This is a genomic window from Kitasatospora albolonga (assembly GCA_002082585.1).
Classification (GTDB): domain Bacteria; phylum Actinomycetota; class Actinomycetes; order Streptomycetales; family Streptomycetaceae; genus Streptomyces; species Streptomyces stephensoniae.
Window position 1 is genome coordinate 2,322,632 of record CP020563.1, and the last position, 19,405, is coordinate 2,342,036.

General features: G+C 73.8%; 11 protein-coding genes and 1 tRNA gene. 5 read left to right on the forward strand and 7 right to left on the reverse strand.

Annotation, left to right across the window (positions count from 1 at the left end; genetic code table 11):
* Positions 1-85: 85 nt before the first annotated feature.
* Genes B7C62_10090 through B7C62_10100 form a run of 3 tightly spaced genes read left to right on the forward strand, consistent with a single transcriptional unit; the run spans position 86 to position 7,195 of the window.
* Positions 86-3,388 carry a peptide ABC transporter permease gene (locus B7C62_10090; protein ID ARF72582.1) on the forward strand — a complete coding sequence of 1,101 codons (3,303 nt, stop codon included), beginning with the start codon at positions 86-88 and terminating at the stop codon, positions 3,386-3,388.
* A 1-nt stretch (position 3,389) separates the two neighbouring features.
* Positions 3,390-6,206, forward strand: coding sequence for a hypothetical protein (locus B7C62_10095; protein ID ARF72583.1), 2,817 nt, complete (start codon positions 3,390-3,392; stop codon positions 6,204-6,206).
* Positions 6,203-7,195, forward strand: coding sequence for an ABC transporter (locus tag B7C62_10100; GenBank protein ID ARF72584.1), 993 nt, complete (start codon positions 6,203-6,205; stop codon positions 7,193-7,195). Before B7C62_10095 ends, B7C62_10100 begins: the two co-directional genes overlap by 4 nt.
* A 92-nt stretch (positions 7,196-7,287) precedes the next feature.
* On the opposite strand, the gene B7C62_10105 is transcribed toward B7C62_10100, so the two are convergent.
* From B7C62_10105 to B7C62_10135, 7 genes are all read right to left on the reverse strand, one after another.
* A complete protein-coding gene (locus tag B7C62_10105; protein ID ARF72585.1) occupies positions 7,288-7,998 on the reverse strand; it encodes a hypothetical protein in 711 nt (236 codons plus the stop codon).
* On the reverse strand, positions 7,995-8,417 hold the full coding sequence (locus B7C62_10110) for a thioesterase (protein ARF72586.1): 423 nt from the start codon (positions 8,415-8,417) through the stop codon (positions 7,995-7,997). Before B7C62_10110 ends, B7C62_10105 begins: the two co-directional genes overlap by 4 nt.
* 5 nt (positions 8,418-8,422) lie before the next feature.
* Complete coding sequence (locus B7C62_10115) at positions 8,423-10,087, reverse strand: energy-dependent translational throttle protein EttA (protein ID ARF72587.1); 1,665 nt, start codon at positions 10,085-10,087, stop codon at positions 8,423-8,425.
* Between the two features lie 247 nt (positions 10,088-10,334).
* Positions 10,335-11,828, reverse strand: coding sequence for a peptidase (locus B7C62_10120; GenBank protein ID ARF72588.1), 1,494 nt, complete (start codon positions 11,826-11,828; stop codon positions 10,335-10,337).
* Between the two features lie 368 nt (positions 11,829-12,196).
* Complete coding sequence (locus B7C62_10125) at positions 12,197-12,718, reverse strand: single-stranded DNA-binding protein (GenBank protein ID ARF72589.1); 522 nt, start codon at positions 12,716-12,718, stop codon at positions 12,197-12,199.
* A 141-nt stretch (positions 12,719-12,859) separates the two neighbouring features.
* Entirely contained in the window at positions 12,860-14,923 is a 2,064-nt protein-coding gene (locus tag B7C62_10130; GenBank protein ARF72590.1) for an ATP-binding protein, read from the reverse strand.
* Positions 14,920-16,563 (reverse strand): ATP-binding protein, encoded by a 1,644-nt coding sequence (locus B7C62_10135; GenBank protein ARF72591.1) that lies wholly within the window; start codon positions 16,561-16,563, stop codon positions 14,920-14,922. Before B7C62_10135 ends, B7C62_10130 begins: the two co-directional genes overlap by 4 nt.
* A gap of 330 nt (positions 16,564-16,893) precedes the next feature.
* Between B7C62_10135 and B7C62_10140 the strand changes: the two genes are divergently transcribed.
* A tRNA-Arg gene (locus B7C62_10140) sits at positions 16,894-16,966 on the forward strand.
* Between the two features lie 206 nt (positions 16,967-17,172).
* Positions 17,173-19,125, forward strand: a complete 1,953-nt coding sequence (locus B7C62_10145) for a DNA polymerase III (GenBank protein ARF72592.1) — start codon at positions 17,173-17,175, stop codon at positions 19,123-19,125.
* Positions 19,126-19,405 lie beyond the last annotated feature (280 nt).

Consider the following 19,405-nt stretch of genomic DNA (forward strand, 5'->3'; position numbering starts at 1 on the left):
ACCAGGACCCTGTCGCCTCTGAAAGCATCGCCGTTACGTCAGGGGAGGGCGTGCACATGGAGTGTCCACGGGGCTAGGGGATCAGGTGACGGGTTTCGTCCTTCTACGGGTGAGGGCGCATCGCCTTCTGCTCTCCGCGGCCGTCCTGGCCGTCCTGCTGACCACGTCCGTCCTGGCCGCGCTCACCGCGTTCTCCGGTTCCGTGGGCGACGCGGCCCTGCGCCACTCGCTCACCCACGGGTCGGCCGCGTCGGCGGCCCTCACCGTCTCCGCCTCGGTGGACCGGGAGCAGCGCGCGCAGGCCGACGAAGCCGTCCGCGAGGCCGCCCGCGACGCCTTCGACGGACTGCCCGTGACGGTGGGGAAGCTGGAGAGCTCCGGGGCGTACGCGCTGCCGCGCCGCCTCCAGGACCCGGCCGCCCGGCGCGGCGAGCCGGACCTCACCCACTTCGCCTCCCTGGACCCCCGCCGGGTCCGGATCACCGAGGGCGAGGCGCCCGCCGCCGGGGGCACCGGGCCGGTCCAGGTGGCCCTGCCCGTCGTGGCCGCCGAGGCGCTGAAGCTGAAGCCCGGCGCACGGCTCACCGTCACCGACCGGCTGCGCGACAAGAAGCAGCGCGTCCTGGTCACGGGCGTCTACGAGGCAGCCGACCGGTCCGACCCGTACTGGCAGCTCGACCCGCTCGGCGGGCGCGGGGTGCGCAAGCTCGCCTTCACGACGTACGGCCCCCTGCTCACCGACCCCGCCGTCCTGACCTCCGGCACCCTCGGCAAGGGCGAGACGTCCTGGCTGGCCACCGCCGACTTCTCCACGCTGACCACCGATTCCATGGCGGACCTGCGCCGGACCTCGTCCGCGGCGCCGAAGGCCCTGGTGGACGCCCCGGTGTTCGCGTCCGGGGTCACCGCGCGGATGTCGCTGCCCACCGTGCTCGACCAGCTCGACCGGGCGCTGCTGGTCTCCCGCTCCACGCTGATGATCGTCGCGGTGCAGCTGGTGCTGCTCGCCGCCTACGCCCTGCTCCTGGTCTCCCGGCTGCTGAACAGCGAGCGCGAGGGGGAACGCGAACTGCTGCGGGCCCGGGGCGGATCGCGGGGCCGGATCACCGCGCTGGCGGCGATCGAGGCGTTGCTGCTCGCCGGGCCCGCCGCCGTGATCGCCCCCCTGCTCGCGGGACCGCTGACCGGGCTGCTGGCCGGGTACAGCGCCCTGTCCCGGATCGGGCTGAAGGTCGACGGGGCCGTGACCGGCACCGTGTGGCTGGTCTCCGCCGCCGTGGCGCTGGCCTGTGCCCTGGCCGTGGTGGCGCCGTCGCTGGCGGCTGGTGCGGGCGGGCGCAGGACCCGGGCGGCGTCCCTGCCGGGGCCGGTGCGGGCGGGCGCCGACCTCGGGCTGCTGCTGATCGCGGCGGTGGCGTACTGGCAGCTCGACCGGCAGACCACGAAGTCCGGCAGCGGGGCGCTCAGCGGCGACCAGGACGGCAACCTCGGGATCGACCCGCTGCTGGTCGCCGCCCCGGCGCTGGCCCTGCTCGCCGGAACCGTCCTGACGCTCCGTCTGCTGCCGCCCGCCGCGAAGCTCGCCGAACGGTGGGCGGCCAGGGGCCGCGGGCTGCCCGTCGCGCTGGCGGGCTGGCAGTTCAGCAGGCGCCCGCTGCGCGGCGCGGGACCGGTGCTGCTGCTGGTCCTGTCGGTCGCGATGGGCATGCTGGCGGTCGGGCAGAGCGCCTCCTGGAACCGCTCGCAGTCCGACCAGGCCGACTTCGGCTCCGGTGCCTCGGTCCGCCTCACGAACGCCCACGGGGGCACCCCGGCCACCGCCGATGCCTACAGCACGGTGGAGGGGGTGCGCGAAGCGGCCCCGGCCCACCGGGCGGAGATAGAGGTCTCCGGCGGGCGCAGGGCCGAGATCCTCGTCCTGGACACCGCGCGCGCGGACGAACGGATGCTGATCCGCCCCGACCTGACCGACGGGACCGGCCGCGAGATGTTCGCGGCGATAGCCGCGGAGCGCGGCCGCACCGGTCTCCTCCTGCCCGAGGACAGCACCCTGCTGAAGCTGGACGTGCGGATCACCACCGGGCCCCGGCCCGAACGCCCCGACATCTATGACGACCCCTGGATGATGGACCAGCCACCGGTCTTCACCCTGCTGCTGGAGGACCGCTTCGGTCTGCCCCACCGGGTCCCGGTCGGCGCCGTGCCCGTGGACGGCCGTACGGTCCCGGTGTCGGTCCCGGTGTCGGCGGCGGCGGGGATGTCCGTGACCGGTTTCGACCTGGACGGGAGACCGCCGGAGTTCGCCGCCGAGCAGCGCCGGGTCGCGGTGGGCGATGTCCGGGTGGTCACCTCGGCGGGCGACGAACGTCCGGTGGAGGCCCCCGACGGCCTGCGCTGGAAAGGCGTGGTGAAGAACGGCGGGGTCGGCGTGGAACAGACGGGGAAGGCGCCGGTGGCCGACGGAACGCCGGGCGCCCCGGTCTTCACGTACGACAGCGATGTGATCCGTGAGGGTGTCCCCGAGAACCCCGTCACCACGCTGCGGGTCAGGGCGGAGAGGCCGTCGGCCACCGCGGTGAAGGCGGTGGCGACGGACGCGTACCTGAAGAACACCGGCGCGAAGCTGGGTGACGAGGTCGACCTCACACTGGCCGGGAACAAGCTCCGGGTGACGCTGGTGAAGGCGGTGCGGCAACTGCCGACCACCGGCACCGGAGAGCTCACCGGCCCCTCCGACGCGGTGCCGGGCGGCGGCGGGCTGCTGCTCGACCTCAAGGCCGTGACCGACGTCTTCGCCCACCGGTCCGGCGCCTCCCTCGAGGCGACCGAATGGTGGCTGAGCACCGCCCCGGGCGACGCCGCGAAGACGGCCTCGGCCCTGCGCGCCCTGCCGGACATCGACCCGGCCCAGGTCCTGGTCCGCGAGGAGGCCGCCCAGCGGCTGGTCGACGACCCGCTGGGGGCGGGACCGCAGTCCGCGCTCCCGGCCGTCGCCGTGGTCGCCGCCGCGCTGGCCGCCGTCGGCTTCGCGGTCAGCGCCTCCGGGTCCCAGCGCGAACGGTCGGCGGAGCTCGGCCTCCTGCGGGCGCTCGGCGCACCGCGCCGCCGGCTGGCCCGGATGATCGCCGCCGAACAGGGCGTCCTGATCGCCCTCGGCCTGTTCATCGGGGTCGGCCTCGGCACTGTACTGACCCGGGCCGTCGTCCCGTTCCTCGTACTGACCGGACAGGCGGAGCGGCCCGTGCCCCCGGTGCTGGTGGAGCTGCCGGTGGGGCAGGTCGCGGTCCTGCTGGCCGGGGTCGCCGCGCTGCCGCTCGTGATCGTCGCGATGATCGCGCTCCGCCGCGGGGACCCGGCCGTGACACTGCGCCACCAGGGGGAGCACTGACATGAGCAACGGCAATCGGGCGGCCGACGCCCCGTGGATACGTACCCGGCTGCGCACCGCGCCCGGTACGGCGGTGTCCCTCGCGGTGCTGGTGCTGGTGACGGCGTTCCTCGCCGCCGCGTTCCCGCGCGCGGTGGACGCGTACGAGACGAAGGGGCTGCGCCACGACATCCGGACGGTGGACGCGAGCCGCAGCGTCGTGGAGGTCGCCCGCCCGCAGCCCGGCCTCAACCTGCCGCAGGAGCAGCGGGAGGCCGAGATGCGCACCCCCGCGCTGGAGCGCGTCGGCGACAGGCTGCTGAAGGCGCTGCCCGCGCCGCTGCGCGCGGACGCGCCGTCCGTCGCGTACGGGGTGCGGGCCACGAAGGCGATCGTGGCGACCGAACCCTGGCTGCCGCGGCCCGAGGCGATTCCGCCGCAGCTCACCTACGCGGCGCAGACGGGGCTGAAGAAGCACGCCACGCTGAGCTCGGGGGCCTGGCCGACGACGTCGGGCCCGGTGACGGCGGACTCCCGCGAGGTGGAGGGCGTGGTCACCGAGGAGACGGCGCACGAGCTGAAGGTGAAGGCCGGGGCGACCATCGCGGTACCCACCACGGACAACGAGCGCATCACCGTACGGATCACCGGCATCGTCGCCCCGCGCGACCCGCTGGGCAGCTACTGGTCCGCCGATCCGCTGCTGCGCACCCCCTCCCTGGTCCCGGACCCCACGAAACCCGTCCCCCAGCACTACTGGGTCGGCTCGGTGCTGCTGGCCGAGGACGCCGGTCCGGTGCTCCTGAGCACGGCCGCCGAGCCCGCCCTCTACTGGCGTATCCCGCCCGACCCGGCATCGCTGACCGGACCGGACAGCGCCCGGCTCCAGTCCGTCGTCGCCGCCCTGGTGAGCGGCCCCCGGCTCCTTGAGGTGCGGGAGATCGCCGGAGACACCGCCGTGGTCGCCACCGGACTCGGCGACGTCGTGGAGAGCAACATCCGGATGCGCGAGGCGATCAGCCCCGTGATCGCGGTCGCCGCCCTCGGGATCGGTTCCGTGGCCGCCGTCGTCCTGCTGATGACGGGTGCCCTGATCGGCGCCCGCCGCCGGAGCGAGCTGGCCCTGCTGCGCGCGCGGGGCGGCTCCCTGCGCGGCATCGGCGGGCGGCTGCTCGCGGAGACCTCGGTGACCGTGCTGCCGGCCGCCGCCCTCGGGTTCCTGCTCGCGGTGGCGGCCGTGGGTGAGGCCCGGTGGTGGCCGGGGGCGCTGGCCGCGGCGGGCGTCGCCGCCCTGGTGTGCGTCGCCCTGCCCCTGCGGACGACGCTCCAGCACATCCGGCCCACGCTGCGCGGGGCGCGCGAGGACATGGTGAGCGTCCGCCCGTCCCGTCGGCGTACCGTCGTCGAACTGACCCTGGTCGTGCTGGCGGTCGGCGCGGTGACGGCGCTGCTGCGGCGCGGCACAGCGGCCGGGGGCGGCACCGACCTGCTGGTCAGCGGCGCGCCCGTGCTGGTCGCGCTGATCGTGGCGCTCGTCCTGGTACGTCTCTACCCGCTGCCCCTGCGGCTCGCCGCGCGCCCCATGGCGCGGCTGCGCGGGGCGATCGGCTTCCTCTCGCTGGCCCGCGCCGGACGCGCCTCGGGCAGCGGGGCGCTGCCGCTGCTCGCCCTGCTGCTGGCGCTGGCCACGGCGGCGTTCGGCGGCTCGGTGGTCGCGGGAATCGGGGACGCCCGGGACGACGCGGCGCTCGCGGCCGTCGGGGCGGACGCCCGGATCAGGGGCCTGAGCGAGCGGGCGACGCTGCCCGACGAGCTGGTCCGCAGGGTGGGCGGCCTGGACGGGGTGGAGAACGCGGCGCCGGTACGGGTCGAGTTCAGCGTGAACATGCCGGAGGCGGCGTCCGGCGGGGGGAGCGGTCCGGGGGGCGGCGGCCCCGACGTCGCGGCCCTGGTGGGCGTCGACCCCGCCGCGTACGCCCGGCTGGCCCGGACGACCGGGCTGCCGGACTTCCCGGCCGACCGGCTGGCGGCCACCGGCCCCTCGGCCCCGCTGCCGAAGGGCACGGAGGGCGCCACCGGACGGGTGCTGCCCGTCATCGCCTCCCCGTCGGTCGCCGCCCGGCTGGGCACGGAGCCGCGCGCGGTCAAGACGCTGTCCGGGCACTTCAAGGTCCAGGTCGTGGGGACCGTGCCGCGCGTCGCCTCGGTGGTCACCACGAACTTCCTGATGGTCAACTCCGCCTCCCTCGAACACCAGGAACCCACCACGCTGCTCCTCACCGGCTCACCGGACCCCGGGAAACTGCGGGCGGCGGTCGGCGAGAGCGGCAAGGAGTACGTCGTACAGCTGCGTTCCGAGGAGCGCGAGCGGTACGTGAACACCCCGATGCAGGCGGGGGCCGAGCGGATCTACCTCTCGGCCGTCGCGGCGGGCGCCGGATACGCGCTGCTGGCCATGGCGCTGTCGCTGTTCCAGACCGCACCGGAGCGCAAGACGCTGCTGGCCCGGCTGCGCACGATGGGGCTCACCACCGGGCAGGGCAGGCGGCTGCTGGCCTTCGAGGCCACTCCGCAGGCGCTGCTGGCGGCGGTGGGCGGCCTGTTCACCGGCTGGGCGACCATCGCCCTGCTCTCCCCCGGCGTCGACCTGGTCCCGCTGGCGCTCGCGGGCGTCGCCGGATCGGACACCAGCCCCGTCCCGCTGCGCACCGACCCCTGGTCACTGGGGCTTCCGGCGGTGGGGGTCGTCGTTCTCGCCGCCACGGTCGCGGGCGTCCAGGCGTGGTGGGCGAGCCGCCGCGGATCGATCACCGAACTCAGGGCAGGAGACTCCCGATGACCTCGTCCACCGAGACGGCAGACACGGCCCGCGGGCCCGAAACGACACTGGCGGAGCTGGAGCGCCGGGCCGCGGCCCGGCGGGACCGCCCCTCCTACGGGCACGACGCCCTGATCGCCTGTGACCGGGTGGTACGGATCTTCACCACGGACGGGGTGGAGGTGCAGGCCCTCCAGGGCCTCGATCTGCTGGTCACCCAGGGCGAGTTGATGGCCCTGGTGGGGGCGTCGGGCAGCGGCAAGTCGACGCTGATGAACATCCTGGCGGGCCTGGACGTGCCGACGGCCGGATCGGCGAAGGTCGCGGGCTGCGACCTGCTGTCGATGGGGGCGAAGGAGCGGCTGCGCTACCGCCGGGACGTGGTCGGGTTCGTCTGGCAGCAGACCGCCCGCAACCTGCTCCCGTACCTCACCGCGATGCAGAACGTCACCCTGCCCATGCAGCTGCGCGGCGGCGGCAGCAAGCGTGAACGGGCCGCCCGCGCCGAGTCGTTGCTCGCCATGCTCGACATCGCGGACCTGCGCGACCGGCGGCCCCAGCAGCTGTCCGGCGGTCAGCAGCAGCGGGTGGCCATCGCGGTGGCGCTCGCCAACTCCCCGTCCGTCCTGCTCGCCGACGAGCCGACCGGTGAGCTGGACTCGGCCACCGGGGAGCAGGTCTTCGCCGCGTTCCGGCGCGCCAACGAGGAGCTGGGCACCTCGATCGTGATCGTCACCCATGACCAGGCGGTGGCGAACGAGGTCCGCCGTACGGTCGCGATCCGCGACGGCCGTACGTCCTCCGAGGTGCTGCGCCGCACGGAGGTGGACGCGGCGACGGGCCAGGAGTCGCAGGTGGCCCGGGAGTACGCGATGCTCGACCGGGCGGGCCGGCTCCAGCTCCCGGCGGACTACACGCAGGCGCTGGGCATGGAGCACCGGGTGCTGCTGGAGCTGGAGCAGGACCACATCGGGGTCTGGCCGGACGCGCACGGGGCGGCGGAGAAGTAACGGCGGGGAGGGGTAAGGGGCTTCAGCCCCGCCCGACCGCGGGCCCGGCGCTTCAGTCATACCCGGCCCGCAGGCCCGGCGCCTCCGGCGCTTCAGCCCCGCCCGACCGACAGATTCAGCCCGCCGGGACCGCCCAGCCCCCCGGCCGGGTCGCGGCGCAGGGCGACCGAGCCGAACGGGGTCCGCAGCCGCAGCCAGGCGCCCGAGGCGAACAGCGATACGGGGAGACCGGGGTCGGCGCGCAGGAAGCCGAGGGACTGGGCCGCGTGGACCGCGCGCAGGGGCAGTTCGGTGGCGCCGACCGGGCGGGACCAGATCTCCCGGCCGATCCGGTCGCGTTCGGCACGGGTACGGAGCTCCTCGGGCAGCGCCTCGTCCCGCGTACGGAACTCGGCGACGGCCGCGTCGAGGGCGGCGCGCAGGGCGTCCGGCCGGGGCAGCCCGGCCTGCTCCCGCCAGGGCCCCCGGGGCGGCAGGACACCGGTCCAGGGCGGCCCGGTGACGGGGGCGGGCAGCACACCGCCGCGCTCCCCGGGGCCCTCCTCGGAGATGTCGAGGGACTCCAGCAGCTCCCCGGCCGACACCGTGACGTCGAGCGTCTCGGGGCGGGCCAGGCGGGCCGTACGGATCGCGAGGACCTCGAAGGAGGGCGGGCGGCCGAACACGGCCAGTGCGTCGCCGCCGCCCGCCTGCAACCGGACCGCGGCGGCCCGGTCGTAGTGGAGCAGCCGGCCGAGGAAGGCGGCGAGATCCGCCGCCTCCCTCGGGTCGGCGAACAGCAGCGACTGCACAGGCACGGTCATGCCGCGGCGGGCTCCTCTGCCAGGTACTTCTGGAGGAAGAGCTTCTCCTCGGCGGAGATCCGCCGGGGCCGCTCGGCCTTCAGGTCGTACGGGACGACGACGGTCGCGGCCCGTACGTACACCTGCTCGGGGTCCTTGATCTCATAGGCGATCGTCAGCGACGCGGCACCTATCTTCGTGACCCACGACTCGACCGTGACCGGCTCGTGCCGGTGCACGAGCGGCCGTACGTAGTCGATCTCGTGCCGGGCCACGACGGACCCGCCCGAGAACGACGGCGAGCCGTCCCCCGGCGCCAGCCGGAACATGAAGTCGATGCGCGCCTCCTCCAGGTAGCGGAGGAAGACCACGTTGTTGACGTGGCCGAAGGCGTCCATGTCCGACCAGCGCAGGGGGCAGCTGTAGATATGACGAGCCAAGACGATCAGCCTCGCGTGAGCTTCTTGTACGTGGCGCGGTGCGGGCGGGCCGCGTCCGCGCCGAGACGCTCGACCTTGTTCTTCTCGTACGACTCGAAGTTGCCCTCGAACCAGTACCACTTGGACTCACCCTCGTAGGCGAGGATGTGCGTGGCGACACGGTCCAGGAACCAGCGGTCGTGGGAGATGACCACCGCGGCGCCCGGGAACTCCAGCAGCGCGTTCTCGAGCGAGGACAGGGTCTCGACGTCGAGGTCGTTGGTGGGCTCGTCGAGGAGCAGCAGGTTGCCGCCCTCCTTGAGCGTCAGCGCCAGGTTGAGACGGTTGCGCTCACCACCGGAGAGGACACCGGCCGGCTTCTGCTGGTCCGGCCCCTTGAAGCCGAACGCGGAGACGTAGGCGCGCGAGGGCATCTCGACCTGGCCGACGTTGATGTAGTCCAGCTCGTCCGAGACGACGGCCCAGAGGGTCTTCTTCGGGTCGATGTTGGCGCGGGACTGGTCGACGTAGGAGATCTTGACCGTGTCACCGATCTTGATCGAGCCGCTGTCCGGCGTCTCCAGGCCCTGGATCATCTTGAACAGCGTGGTCTTGCCCGCGCCGTTCGGGCCGATGACGCCGACGATGCCGTTACGGGGCAGGGTGAAGGACAGGTCGTCGATGAGGACCTTGTCGCCGAAGGACTTCGAGAGGTTCTCGACCTCGACGACGATGGACCCGAGGCGCGGGCCCGGCGGGATCTGGATCTCCTCGAAGTCCAGCTTCCGCATCTTGTCGGCCTCGGCCGCCATCTCCTCGTACCGGGCGAGACGGGCCTTGGACTTGGTCTGGCGCCCCTTGGCGTTCGACCGCACCCACTCCAGCTCTTCCTTGAGGCGCTTCTGCCGCTTCTCGTCCTTGCGGCCCTCGACCTTGAGGCGGGTGGCCTTCTTGTCGAGGTACGTGGAGTAGTTGCCCTCGTAGGGGATCGCGCGGCCCCGGTCGAGCTCGAGAATCCACTCGGCGACGTTGTTGAGGAAGTACCGGTCGTGGGTGACGGCGACGACGGCACCCGTGTACTTCGAGAGGTGCTGCTCCAGCCAGTTCACCGACTCGGCGTCGAGGTGGTTGGTGGGCTCGTCGAGGAGGAGCAGGTCCGGGGCCTCGATGAGGAGCTTGCAGAGCGCCACACGGCGCTTCTCGCCACCGGAGAGGTTGGTGACCGGCCAGTCGCCGGGCGGGCAGCCCAGGGCGTCCATGGCCTGCTCCAGCTGGGCGTCCAGGTCCCACGCGTTGGCGTGGTCCAGGTCCTCCTGGAGCTTGCCCATCTCCTCCATCAGCGCGTCGGAGTAGTCGGTGGCCATCAGCTCGGCGACCTCGTTGAAGCGCTTGAGCTTGCCCATGATCTCGGCGGCCCCGTCCTGGACGTTCTCCAGGACCGTCTTCTCCTCGTCCAGCTTCGGCTCCTGCATGAGGATGCCGACGCTGAACCCGGGCGACAGGAACGCGTCACCGTTGGACGGCTGCTCCAGGCCCGCCATGATCTTCAGCACCGTGGACTTACCGGCGCCGTTGGGCCCCACGACACCGATCTTGGCACCGGGCAGGAAGTTCAAGGTGACGTCGTCAAGGATCACCTTGTCGCCGTGCGCCTTGCGCGTCTTGCGCATGGTGTAGATGTACTCAGCCAAGAGAAACCGTCCGGCAGCAATAGAGGTGTGGGCAGATACACCCCATCTTGCCTGACGTCCATCCCCGGAAGGAAACCCGTCCGGGGATCGGTCCGGGGACCGGTCATGGGGCCAGTTCCCGGGACCGGTCCGGAATCGGCCCGGGATCGGTTCGGGATCGGCCGTGGGGCCGGTTGCCGGGACCTGTCGGGGACCGGTCCCGGGAGTGGCCGGTGCGCTGCCGTGGCGGTCGCGCACCGGCCGGCCGTCATTCGGCGTTCTGCTGGGCCGCTTCCTTCCGGCGCAGGACGAACAGGGCGCCGCCGCCGATGACGAGGAAGCCGACGGCGAGGGCGGCGATCATCGGGGTGGTGCTGGAGCCGCCGGTCGCGGCGAGGTCGCCCTCCAGGCCCGAGGTGGTGGTGCCGGTCGAGGCGGGGACGGACTGGCGGGCGCTCTGCGGGCCGATCCCGGCGTCGTCGGCCCGCGGGTCCTCCTTCTCGGCGGCGACGGTGCTGCCGCTGGTGGCGCAGTCCAGCACGCCGGTGAAGTTCTTCCGGAAGCCGCCGGGGCCGGTGATGGTGAAGTCGTACGCCTGGTCCTCGGCGACCGGGATCGTCACCGTCCGGGTGGCTCCGGCGGCGACGGTGTGCTCGTAGCCGCCCAGCTCGAAGGTGAAGGGCTCGTCGCCCTGGTTGGCCGCGGTGATGTCCACACCGCCCGCCGCGCAGTTCTTCCTGGCGGTGAGCGCCGGGGCGGGACCGGTCTCGGCCCAGGTGGCGGTGGCCCGGGCGGAGACGGTGGACTCGCTGGAACCGGCCAGGATCTGGGTCTGGGTGCGGGTGGTCCCGGCGAAGGCCCGGCCGACCGGTACGGAGGTGGTCGTCTGGACGGTCAGCGAGGCGGAGCCGTCGGCGCTGCCCTCGGGCACGTCGAAGTAGAGCCGGGCGCCGTCGGCGGCGGAGGTGACGGGCTTCCCCTTCTCGTCCGTCACCGTGATGCCGCTGGCCGCCGCGTCCACCGGGGGCGACACGGAGACCTGGTCCGCGTCCGTACGGACGGTCACCGGGCCCAGCCGGTCCCCCGCCCGGCCGGAGACCGCCGCGGGCTCCAGGGTCAGGGAGGCGCGGGGCTCGGCGATGGTGCGGGCGCGCTTCTGGAGCCAGTCGGCGAGCTTCTCCGCCTGCTTGTCCGACGCGGTGACATCGGCGCCGTCCGAGTAGCGCCAGATGGCGACCTGGGTGCCCGCGGCGGCCGTCCGCTCGGTGAGCGGCCCGGTGCCCGCCGCCTTCGCGAGCGCGGCGAGATCGTCGACCTGGGGGTAGGAGTGCTGGAGAATCCACCCGATCTTCCCGGCGTTCCGGTTGGCGCCGAGCGAGGTCTCGGCCCAGGGGGTCTCCAGGTACTTCGCCTGGTCCTGGGTGGGGTTGTGGAGGTCGATGCAGTACGTCTTGAGCTTGCCGCCGCCGTCGACGGTCATCTCGAAGAGCCCGGCGGGCAGCTCCTGCGTGCGGTCGGGGGCGCCGTTCTCGCCGGGCGTGCGGAGGACGGCGGTGTCGAAGGTCTTCAGCCCGTCGAGCACGGCGGAGGCACCGCCCTGGTGCCGGCCCGGCTCGTCGGCGACCGCCGTGCCCGTCCCGGCGAGGGTGGCCGCCGCCGTGACGAGCCCGGTGAGGAGCAGCGCGGTCACCTGCCGGAGAGCGACCGGCCCGCGCCCCTTCCACCGCCCGGCCGCCCTGCCCGTCTCCCCGCCCTGTGCCACTCCGCCTGTCCCCCCGCCCCGTGCTGCTCCGCCCGTCCCTCCGGCACGCGCCGTCCTGGCCGTCTCCCCGGCTCGTGCCGCTCCGCCGGTCGTCCCCGCGTGTGCGGCGGATCTGCCGCCCGCAGCGGGCGCCGTCCTGGCGTCGGACGGCGAAGCGGACACTGAAGACGCAGAAAACACAGAATTCCCCTCCGGGCGAGGCCCTCGCGCGTGGTGCGCGTGTGGGGAATGCCCCGCCAGCAGACTCAAGTGACCCATGAGCTCTGGGAATCCTAAGGAACGGGCGAACCACAGTCCCCCGTACTGCCCTCGGCCAACCATTCCGAATCGGAATCGTTATCGCCGGGCCGCCCTTCCCACCAGCCCTTTCAGGCCACCCCCGCCTTTTCCCGTACGGCCGACGACAAGTCCGTACGGCCTCCCGGGCCAGGGTCCGCACCACCGCCCGGCACCCGGCCCGACCCCCTGTCCGGCCTTCCGCCCGATACCTCGTCAGGCCCGCCGCGCGCAGGCGCCGTCAGTGCCGGTTCGACCCTGGCCACCCGGCGGAACGCGGCGGTCCCCCGGCTCAGGTCGTGGCCGACCGCGACCGCCTCGACATCCACGAACGTCCTTCGTCCGCCGTCCCGTTCCTCCTCACGCACCTTCAACCGGCCGTGCACGACGAGGGGTTCCCCGATGGCCACCGAACCGGCCAGATTCGCGGCCAGCGCCCGCCAGGCCCAGACCGTGTAGAAACTGGTGGGCCCGTCCGTCCAGAGCTGGGTCTCGCGGTCCCGGCGGCGCGGGGTCACGGCGAAGCGGAAGCGCGCCATTCCCCCCGTCGCCGTCTCCCGGAACTCCACCGCCGTAGCGGCGTTTCCCACCAGCGTCACCATGGTCTCGTTCATTTTCCCGCCCCCGCTTTCCGTTTCCGTCCGTCCGCGTCGTCCGCACCGTTCACGGCGTTCGCGTCGTCCGTGCCGTTCACGGTGTGTCCGGCACTGACTTCATGGTGGACGGTCGAAGCGGATCGCGTCGGAGCCTGTGGACTACCGGCCGGTTGTGGAAAACTCCGTCACCGCCACGTACCGCTCACGCACCTCCCGGTAACGCGCCAGTTCCGCCGAGACCGGGTCCAGCACCCTGGCCCGGCCGCACCCGGCCGCCGCCTCGCGCAGTCGGCGTTCGGCGTCCTGCCCGTAGCGCCGGGCGGGTCCACGGATCGCCGCCGCGCAGGACCACTCCACCAGCGGCCCGCCGACGACCCCGGCCAGCATGTTCAGGGCGGGGGTGACAAGCCCCGGCTCCAGGACGCCCACGATCTGGCCGAGCAGCCACAGGCCGCCGAAGATCTGGAGCAGCGTCATCGACACCTGGGCCAGCACCGCGGCGGGCCACCACTTCGGCCGGGGCGGCTTGGCCGGCCGCCCGCCGGGCGCCACCCCGGTGCCCAGGCCCCGGCTCCCGGAGAGCCCCGAAACGCCCGCCTCCTTCGACGTACGCGAAACGGCGCCCGAAGCCGTACCCGAGGCCGCTCCCGTACCCGTACTCGTATCCGTACCCGTGCCCGTATCCGTACGCGAAGCCTTGGCTGAATCCTTGCGCGAACCCTTGCCCGAAGCCTTGGCGGGGCCCGCCGCCGCCTTCGCCGCCAGCTCGTCCAGCGCCTCCGGCAGCCCCTTCGCACCGTTGAACGCCGCCTCGCGCACCGCCTGGGCCCAGGGGGCGGGGAGCCCGTCGGCGGCGTCGTCCGCGACAATCCGGACCGCCTGCTCCACCCGCTGCCGGGCCGTCAGCTCCTCCTCCGGCGGGGCGAGCGCCTGGCCCATCCGGTCCAGGCTGCCCGGCAGCCCCCGGGACTCGTACCAGCGCCACAGCCGCAGCCACGGCGTCCCGCACGCCCGGCCCGCGTTCCGGCGCCACTCCCGCTCGGCGGCCTGCCCGGCGGCGGCCGCCCCCACCGCCTCGGCCAGCCGGTCGGTGAACTCCTCCCGGGCCCGCTCCCCCAGCCCCGGCCGCCCCTCCGCCACGTACACCGGACGCAGCCGCGCCGCCGCCGCGTCCACATCGGCGGAGAGGCGGCGGGTGGCGGCCGTGCGGTCCTGGACGAACCGGCCGAGCATCTCGCGCAGTTCGGGCACCCCGTCGCCGGTCAGCGCGGAGAGGGACATGACGGTGGCGCCGGGTTCGCCGTGCTCGCCGAGCGCCATGCCGTCCTCGTCCAGGAGCCGGCGCAGGTCGTCGAGCACGAGGTCGGCGGCCTCGCCGGGGAGCCGGTCGATCTGGTTGAGGACGACGAAGGTGACCTCGGCGTGCCCGGCCAGGGGGCGCAGGTAGCGCTCGTGCAGGGCGGCGTCGGCGTACTTCTCCGGGTCGACCACCCAGATCACCGCGTCGACCAGCGCCAGCACCCGGTCCACCTGGTCCCGGTGGGCCGTCGCGGCGGAGTCGTGGTCGGGCAGGTCGACCAGGACGAGCCCCTGGAACGCCTCGTCGAAGGCGGCGGGCCCGGGGTGCGGCCTGCGGCGGAGCCGGCCGGGGATCGCGAGGCGGTCGAGGAGCCCGGCGGCCCCGTCGGTCCAGCTGCACGCGATGGGCTGGGAGGTGGTGGGGCGGCGCAGCCCGGTGTCGGAGATCGGGGCCCCGGCCAGGGCGTTGAACAGGGTGGACTTGCCGCTTCCCGTGGCGCCCGCGATGGCGACGACCGTGTGCCGGGAGGAGAGCCGCTGCCGGGCCGCCGCCTCGTCCAGCACGCGCCCCGCCTCGGCGAGGGTGTCCCGGTCGAGCCGGGCGCGGGAGAGGCCGACGAGTTCGCGCAGGGCGTCGAGCCGGGTCGGCAGGGGGCCGCCGGAGGCCCCGTAGGCGTCGACCTGGGGCCGCAGGTCGTCCTCGTCCCCGTCCGCGCCCACCAGGTCCGCACCCGGAGAACCCGGACCCGCGTCCGTACGGGAGTCACCACCGCGCGCACCGGCCGCCGTACGGGAATCCACCGCGGCCGCCCGCCGCGCGATGAGGCCGTCGTCCCAGCGCCCGCCGTCCGTCCCCTCCTTCTCCCGCCCCCCGGCGGGCTCCGCCGTGCCGTTGCCCGGGTCCTCGTCCGTGACGGCAGTCATCGCTGCCACCTCTCCTTCTGCAGTACGGAAAGCGCGGCGATCAGTTCGGCCTGCGGTTCGGGGGCGACGTCGAGCGCGTCGAGCGGGGCGAGCCGACGGTCGCGTTCGCCGCCGAGCACCTGGTCCAGATAGGTCGTCAGCAGTTCGCCGCCCTTGTCGCGGAGGCGGAGCGCGCCCTGGGCGCCGATGCGTTCGGCGAGCTGCTCCCCCGCCGTACGGGCCCGGCGCCCGCCGAGCAGGGCCGCCGCGAGCAGGGCGGCGACGGTCTCGGGGTCGGGCGCCACGCTGCGTTCGAGCTGCCGCACCTCTTCCTCGGCGAGCTCCTCCAGGACCCGCCGCCACCGCCGTACGGCCACGGCGATCCGGCCCTCCACGTCCTCGGCGGGCCCCCACCCCCCGGCCTCCCGGACGGCGCCGTCGAACCGGAACACCCCGGCGGCGGGCTCGCGGCTCCACTGCGTACGGATCTGCTCGTCGGCGGCGGACACGGAGCACTGGAGGAGGGCGATCAGGCTCTCCACCAGCGCGTCGAGGAGCTCACCGGGCGCGCTGTAGAGGGGGAAGCCGCGCCACCGGGTGCGCGCGTCCCCGGAGAGGACCGCCCCGCTCCGGAGCCTGCGCCGAATCCGGTCGGCCTCCTTGCCGTACGCGTCCTCGACCACTCCGGTGAGCCGGACGGACGCCGCGTACTGCGCCGCGACGGCCGACGCCAGCCCGGGCATCCGTACGTTGAGCGACTCGATGAGCCCCGAGGCGGTACGCCCCACCGCCTGCTGCCGGGCGGCGGGGTCCTGGGCCCGGTGGGTGAGCCAGGCGCGCAGCGGGGCGACGGCGGTGGTGGGGAGCAGCCCGCTGCCGCCGCCCGCCGACTCGGGCAGCTCGGGGATGGTGAACCGGGGTACGTCCCCGAGTCCGGCGCGGGTCAGGAGCGCCGCGTACTGCCGGGAGACCTCGGCGATCACCTGGTGGGGCACCCGGTCGAGGACGGTGACGAGGGCGGCGTCGTACTCCTTCGCGGTACGCAGCAGATGCCAGGGCACCGCGTCGGCGTACCGGGAGGCGGTGGTGACCATGACCCAGACGTCGGCGGCGCAGATGAGTTCGGCGGCCAGGACCCGGTTGCGTACGACGAGGGAGTCGATGTCGGGGGCGTCGAGGATCGCGAGCCCCCGGGGGAGGCTGACGGCGGTCTCCACCCGCAGCACGTTCGCCTCGTCGTCCGCGCCCGCGCCGAGCTCGTCGAGCCCGTCGGGGTCCCGGGCCTGACCCGGCGGCAGCCAGATCCGGGTGAGCTGCGGCAGCACCCGTACGCCCGCGAACCAGTGGTGGTCGTCGGGGTGGCACACCAGCACGGGCGTACGCGTGGTGGGCCGCAGCACCCCGGCCTCGCTGACCCGGCACCCCACGAGCGAGTTGACCAGCGTGGACTTCCCGGCTCCGGTGGAACCGCCGATCACGGCGAGCAGCGGGGCCTCGGGGTCCTTGAGGCGGGGCAGGAGGTAGTCGTCGAGCTGCGCGAGGAGTTCGACCCTCGTCTGCCGGGCGCGTTCGGCCCCCGGCAGGGGGAGTGGGAGACGCACGGCGGCGACACGGTCGCGCAGGGCGGAAAGTGCGTCGATGAGCTGAGGCCGTACGTCCATGGTCACCACATGCGAAGAATGCCCAATTTTAGAGCCTTTTTGAAGCGTATAGGCCCTTCTGCGCGGCGGTTCCACCCTCCGGACAGACTCCGGCACGAGCTCCGGACGAAAACGGAACAGAAAGGACGAGTGGGGCGCAGGCATAACGAGTGCACAACGCCCGGGCCGCAGGGCGCGAAAAGCGGTGCACGAATCGCACCTACCTGCGATTATCGGTTCGCTTCACCGAACCTCCACATCGTGCCACGCAGGTGAAGCAACCGGGTCCAGGCGATCGGAGCCCTATCCTTGTCCCGGCACGGCCACGGAACCACCCGATCAGGGCTCCCGGCCCCCGTAGCTCAGTGGATAGAGCAGGCGCCTTCTAAGCGCTTGGCCGCAGGTTCGAGTCCTGCCGGGGGCGCACCGACCGCACCACCGTGAGGCCCTCCGCACCGGAGGGCCTTTTCGCTGGTCGGGGCAGGTTAGCGGGGAGCGGCGTAGTGACGGCGTAAAAGAAGATCCCGTCCCCGGTCCGGTGCGCCGGACCGCACCGCCTCTTCTGTACATATCCAGGCAAAAGGCCATTCCGGTTGAGGAGTGGGCACATGCCGGATCATTCTTGCGGGCATGACACCGCACTCCCCCGCCCTCCCCGCGCCCGGCCTGCGCGATTACGCCTTCGACTGGGCGCTGGTGGACGTGGAGACGTCCGGGCTCGTCGCGCGGCGGGACCGGGTGCTGTCGGTCGCGGTGGTGACCATGGGGCCGGACGGGGAGCGGACCGGGGAGTTCTCGACCCTGCTGAACCCGGGGTGCGACCCGGGGCCGGTGGACGTGCACGGCCTGACGGCCGAACGGCTGCTGGGGGCGCCGACCTTCGACCAGGTCGCGGGGCGGATCGGGGCGCTGTTGCAGGACCGGGTCCTGGTGGCCCACAACGCCCAGTTCGACTACGACTTCCTGGCGCACGAGTTCGCGCGGGCCCGCCTGTATCTGCCGGTCTCCCAGCGGCTGTGCACCCTCGCGCTCAACCGGCAGGTGGACCCGCCCGCCGAGGACATGAAGCTGGGAACGCTGGCGGCGCACTACGGCGTTCCGCAGCTGCGGGCGCACGACGCCCTGGACGACACCCGCGTGCTGGCCGGCATCCTCCGCGCGACGCTCCGGGAGGCCGCGCGGCTCGACCTGCCCCTGCCCCTGGTGGCCTGCCCGCCGCGCCAGGACACGCGGTTCGCGCCCCAGCCGCCGAAGACGCCCTGCGCGTACCGCAATCCGGGACGGGCGGAGGCGGGCGGTCCGCTCGTCCAGGGCATGAAGATCGCCATCACCGGGGAGACGGCGACCTCGCGCGCCGAGCTCGTGGCGCGGTCGGTCGCGGCGGGGCTGAACGTCATGACCTCGGTCAGCCGCCACACCAGCGCGCTGGTCACCAACGCGGCCGGATCGGGGTCCGCGAAGGCCCGGCGGGCAGCCGCCGAGGGCGTACCGGTGATCGACGAGCACACGTTCCTGCGGCTGCTCGATGACGTACGGCCCGGTACGCGGCACCTGGCGGCGGGGGCGGAGGCTGGGGTGGCGCCTGTGGCGGCAGGGGCGGGGGTGGCGCCTGTGGCAGTTGTTACGGCCGGGGAGGCCGGGGCCACCGCTGCGACCGGGGCGGCCGTGGCTGTCCCTGTTGCTCCTGCGGCCCCTTCCTCACCGGAAGCGGCCGTACCCGCTCCACGCCGACCGGCCCCGGCGGCCGTACCGGCGGCCCGCCCCCTGGCCGGGCGGCGGGTCCTCGTCCTCGGTGGCACGCACCCCGCCGCGGCCGCCGCGCGCAGCCGGGTCGTCGAACTGGGCGGTTCCGCCGCCATCAACCTCTCGCGGAGCGTCACCGACGCCGTGCTCCTGCCGGGAGGGGAGACCGACCGCCGGATACGACGAATGCCAAAGCTGGGACTTCCCGTGCACGACGAACACTGGCTGACCGCACCGGAGGGCGCTCCCGCCGGAACCGGTGCCGCCTCCGGGGCGGCCCGGCCGACGCCGGAGGCGGACCGGCCGTCGGCCCCCCTCGTCCTGCCGCGCGGCGGTGTCGCGGACCTGCCCACAGCGCAGGCCCCGCTGTGGCACATCACCGCGGCCTGGGCGCCGCGGGACAGGTGCGAGATCGATGTCGTCGCCTTCGTGCTCGACGAGGACGAACAGGTCACCTTCGACGAGGACTTCGTCTTCTACGGTGCCCCCGAGAACCCCGCGGGCACCGTGCGCCTCCTCACCGACGGCCCGGCCGAACAGACGATCGCCGTCGACCTCGCCTCGCTCCCGCCCTCCTCACGCAAGGTGGCCGTCGCGGCTGCCATCGACGGGGAGGGGACCTTCGGGGACGTCGGCGCGGTCCAGGTCACCGCGGTCCCCGGTACCGGTGCCGCACCGCTGGCCGGGGCCACCCTCGACGCCGCCACCACGGAACGCACGCTGCTCCTCGCCGAGTTCTACCGCCGGGGGCCGGTCTGGCGCTTCCGTGCCGTCGGACAGGGGTACGACCACGGGCTCGCCGACCTGGCGCGCGGCTACGGCGTCGACATCGCCGACTGAGCGTGCGGGCGTGATGCCGTAACACCCGCCCCACCCACCCCCCGCGCCTCCCTAAGCGGAATCCGCCGCGCAAGAGTGGCGGGCCGACGAAACGTTCGGTACGGCGTGACGTTCAGGGCGGCGCAAGAACGGGCAAATCGATCCTGTACGGCCCTGGGCGGAATCCCGCCGCAGGGCGCTCCCCACTTCTCCGCAAACCCGTTCGGGCGAGCGCAACTTCGTTGTGCCGTCCGGCCGTCGACCCTGCCCTTCCCCCACCGAACACCCCTGCGAAACGACG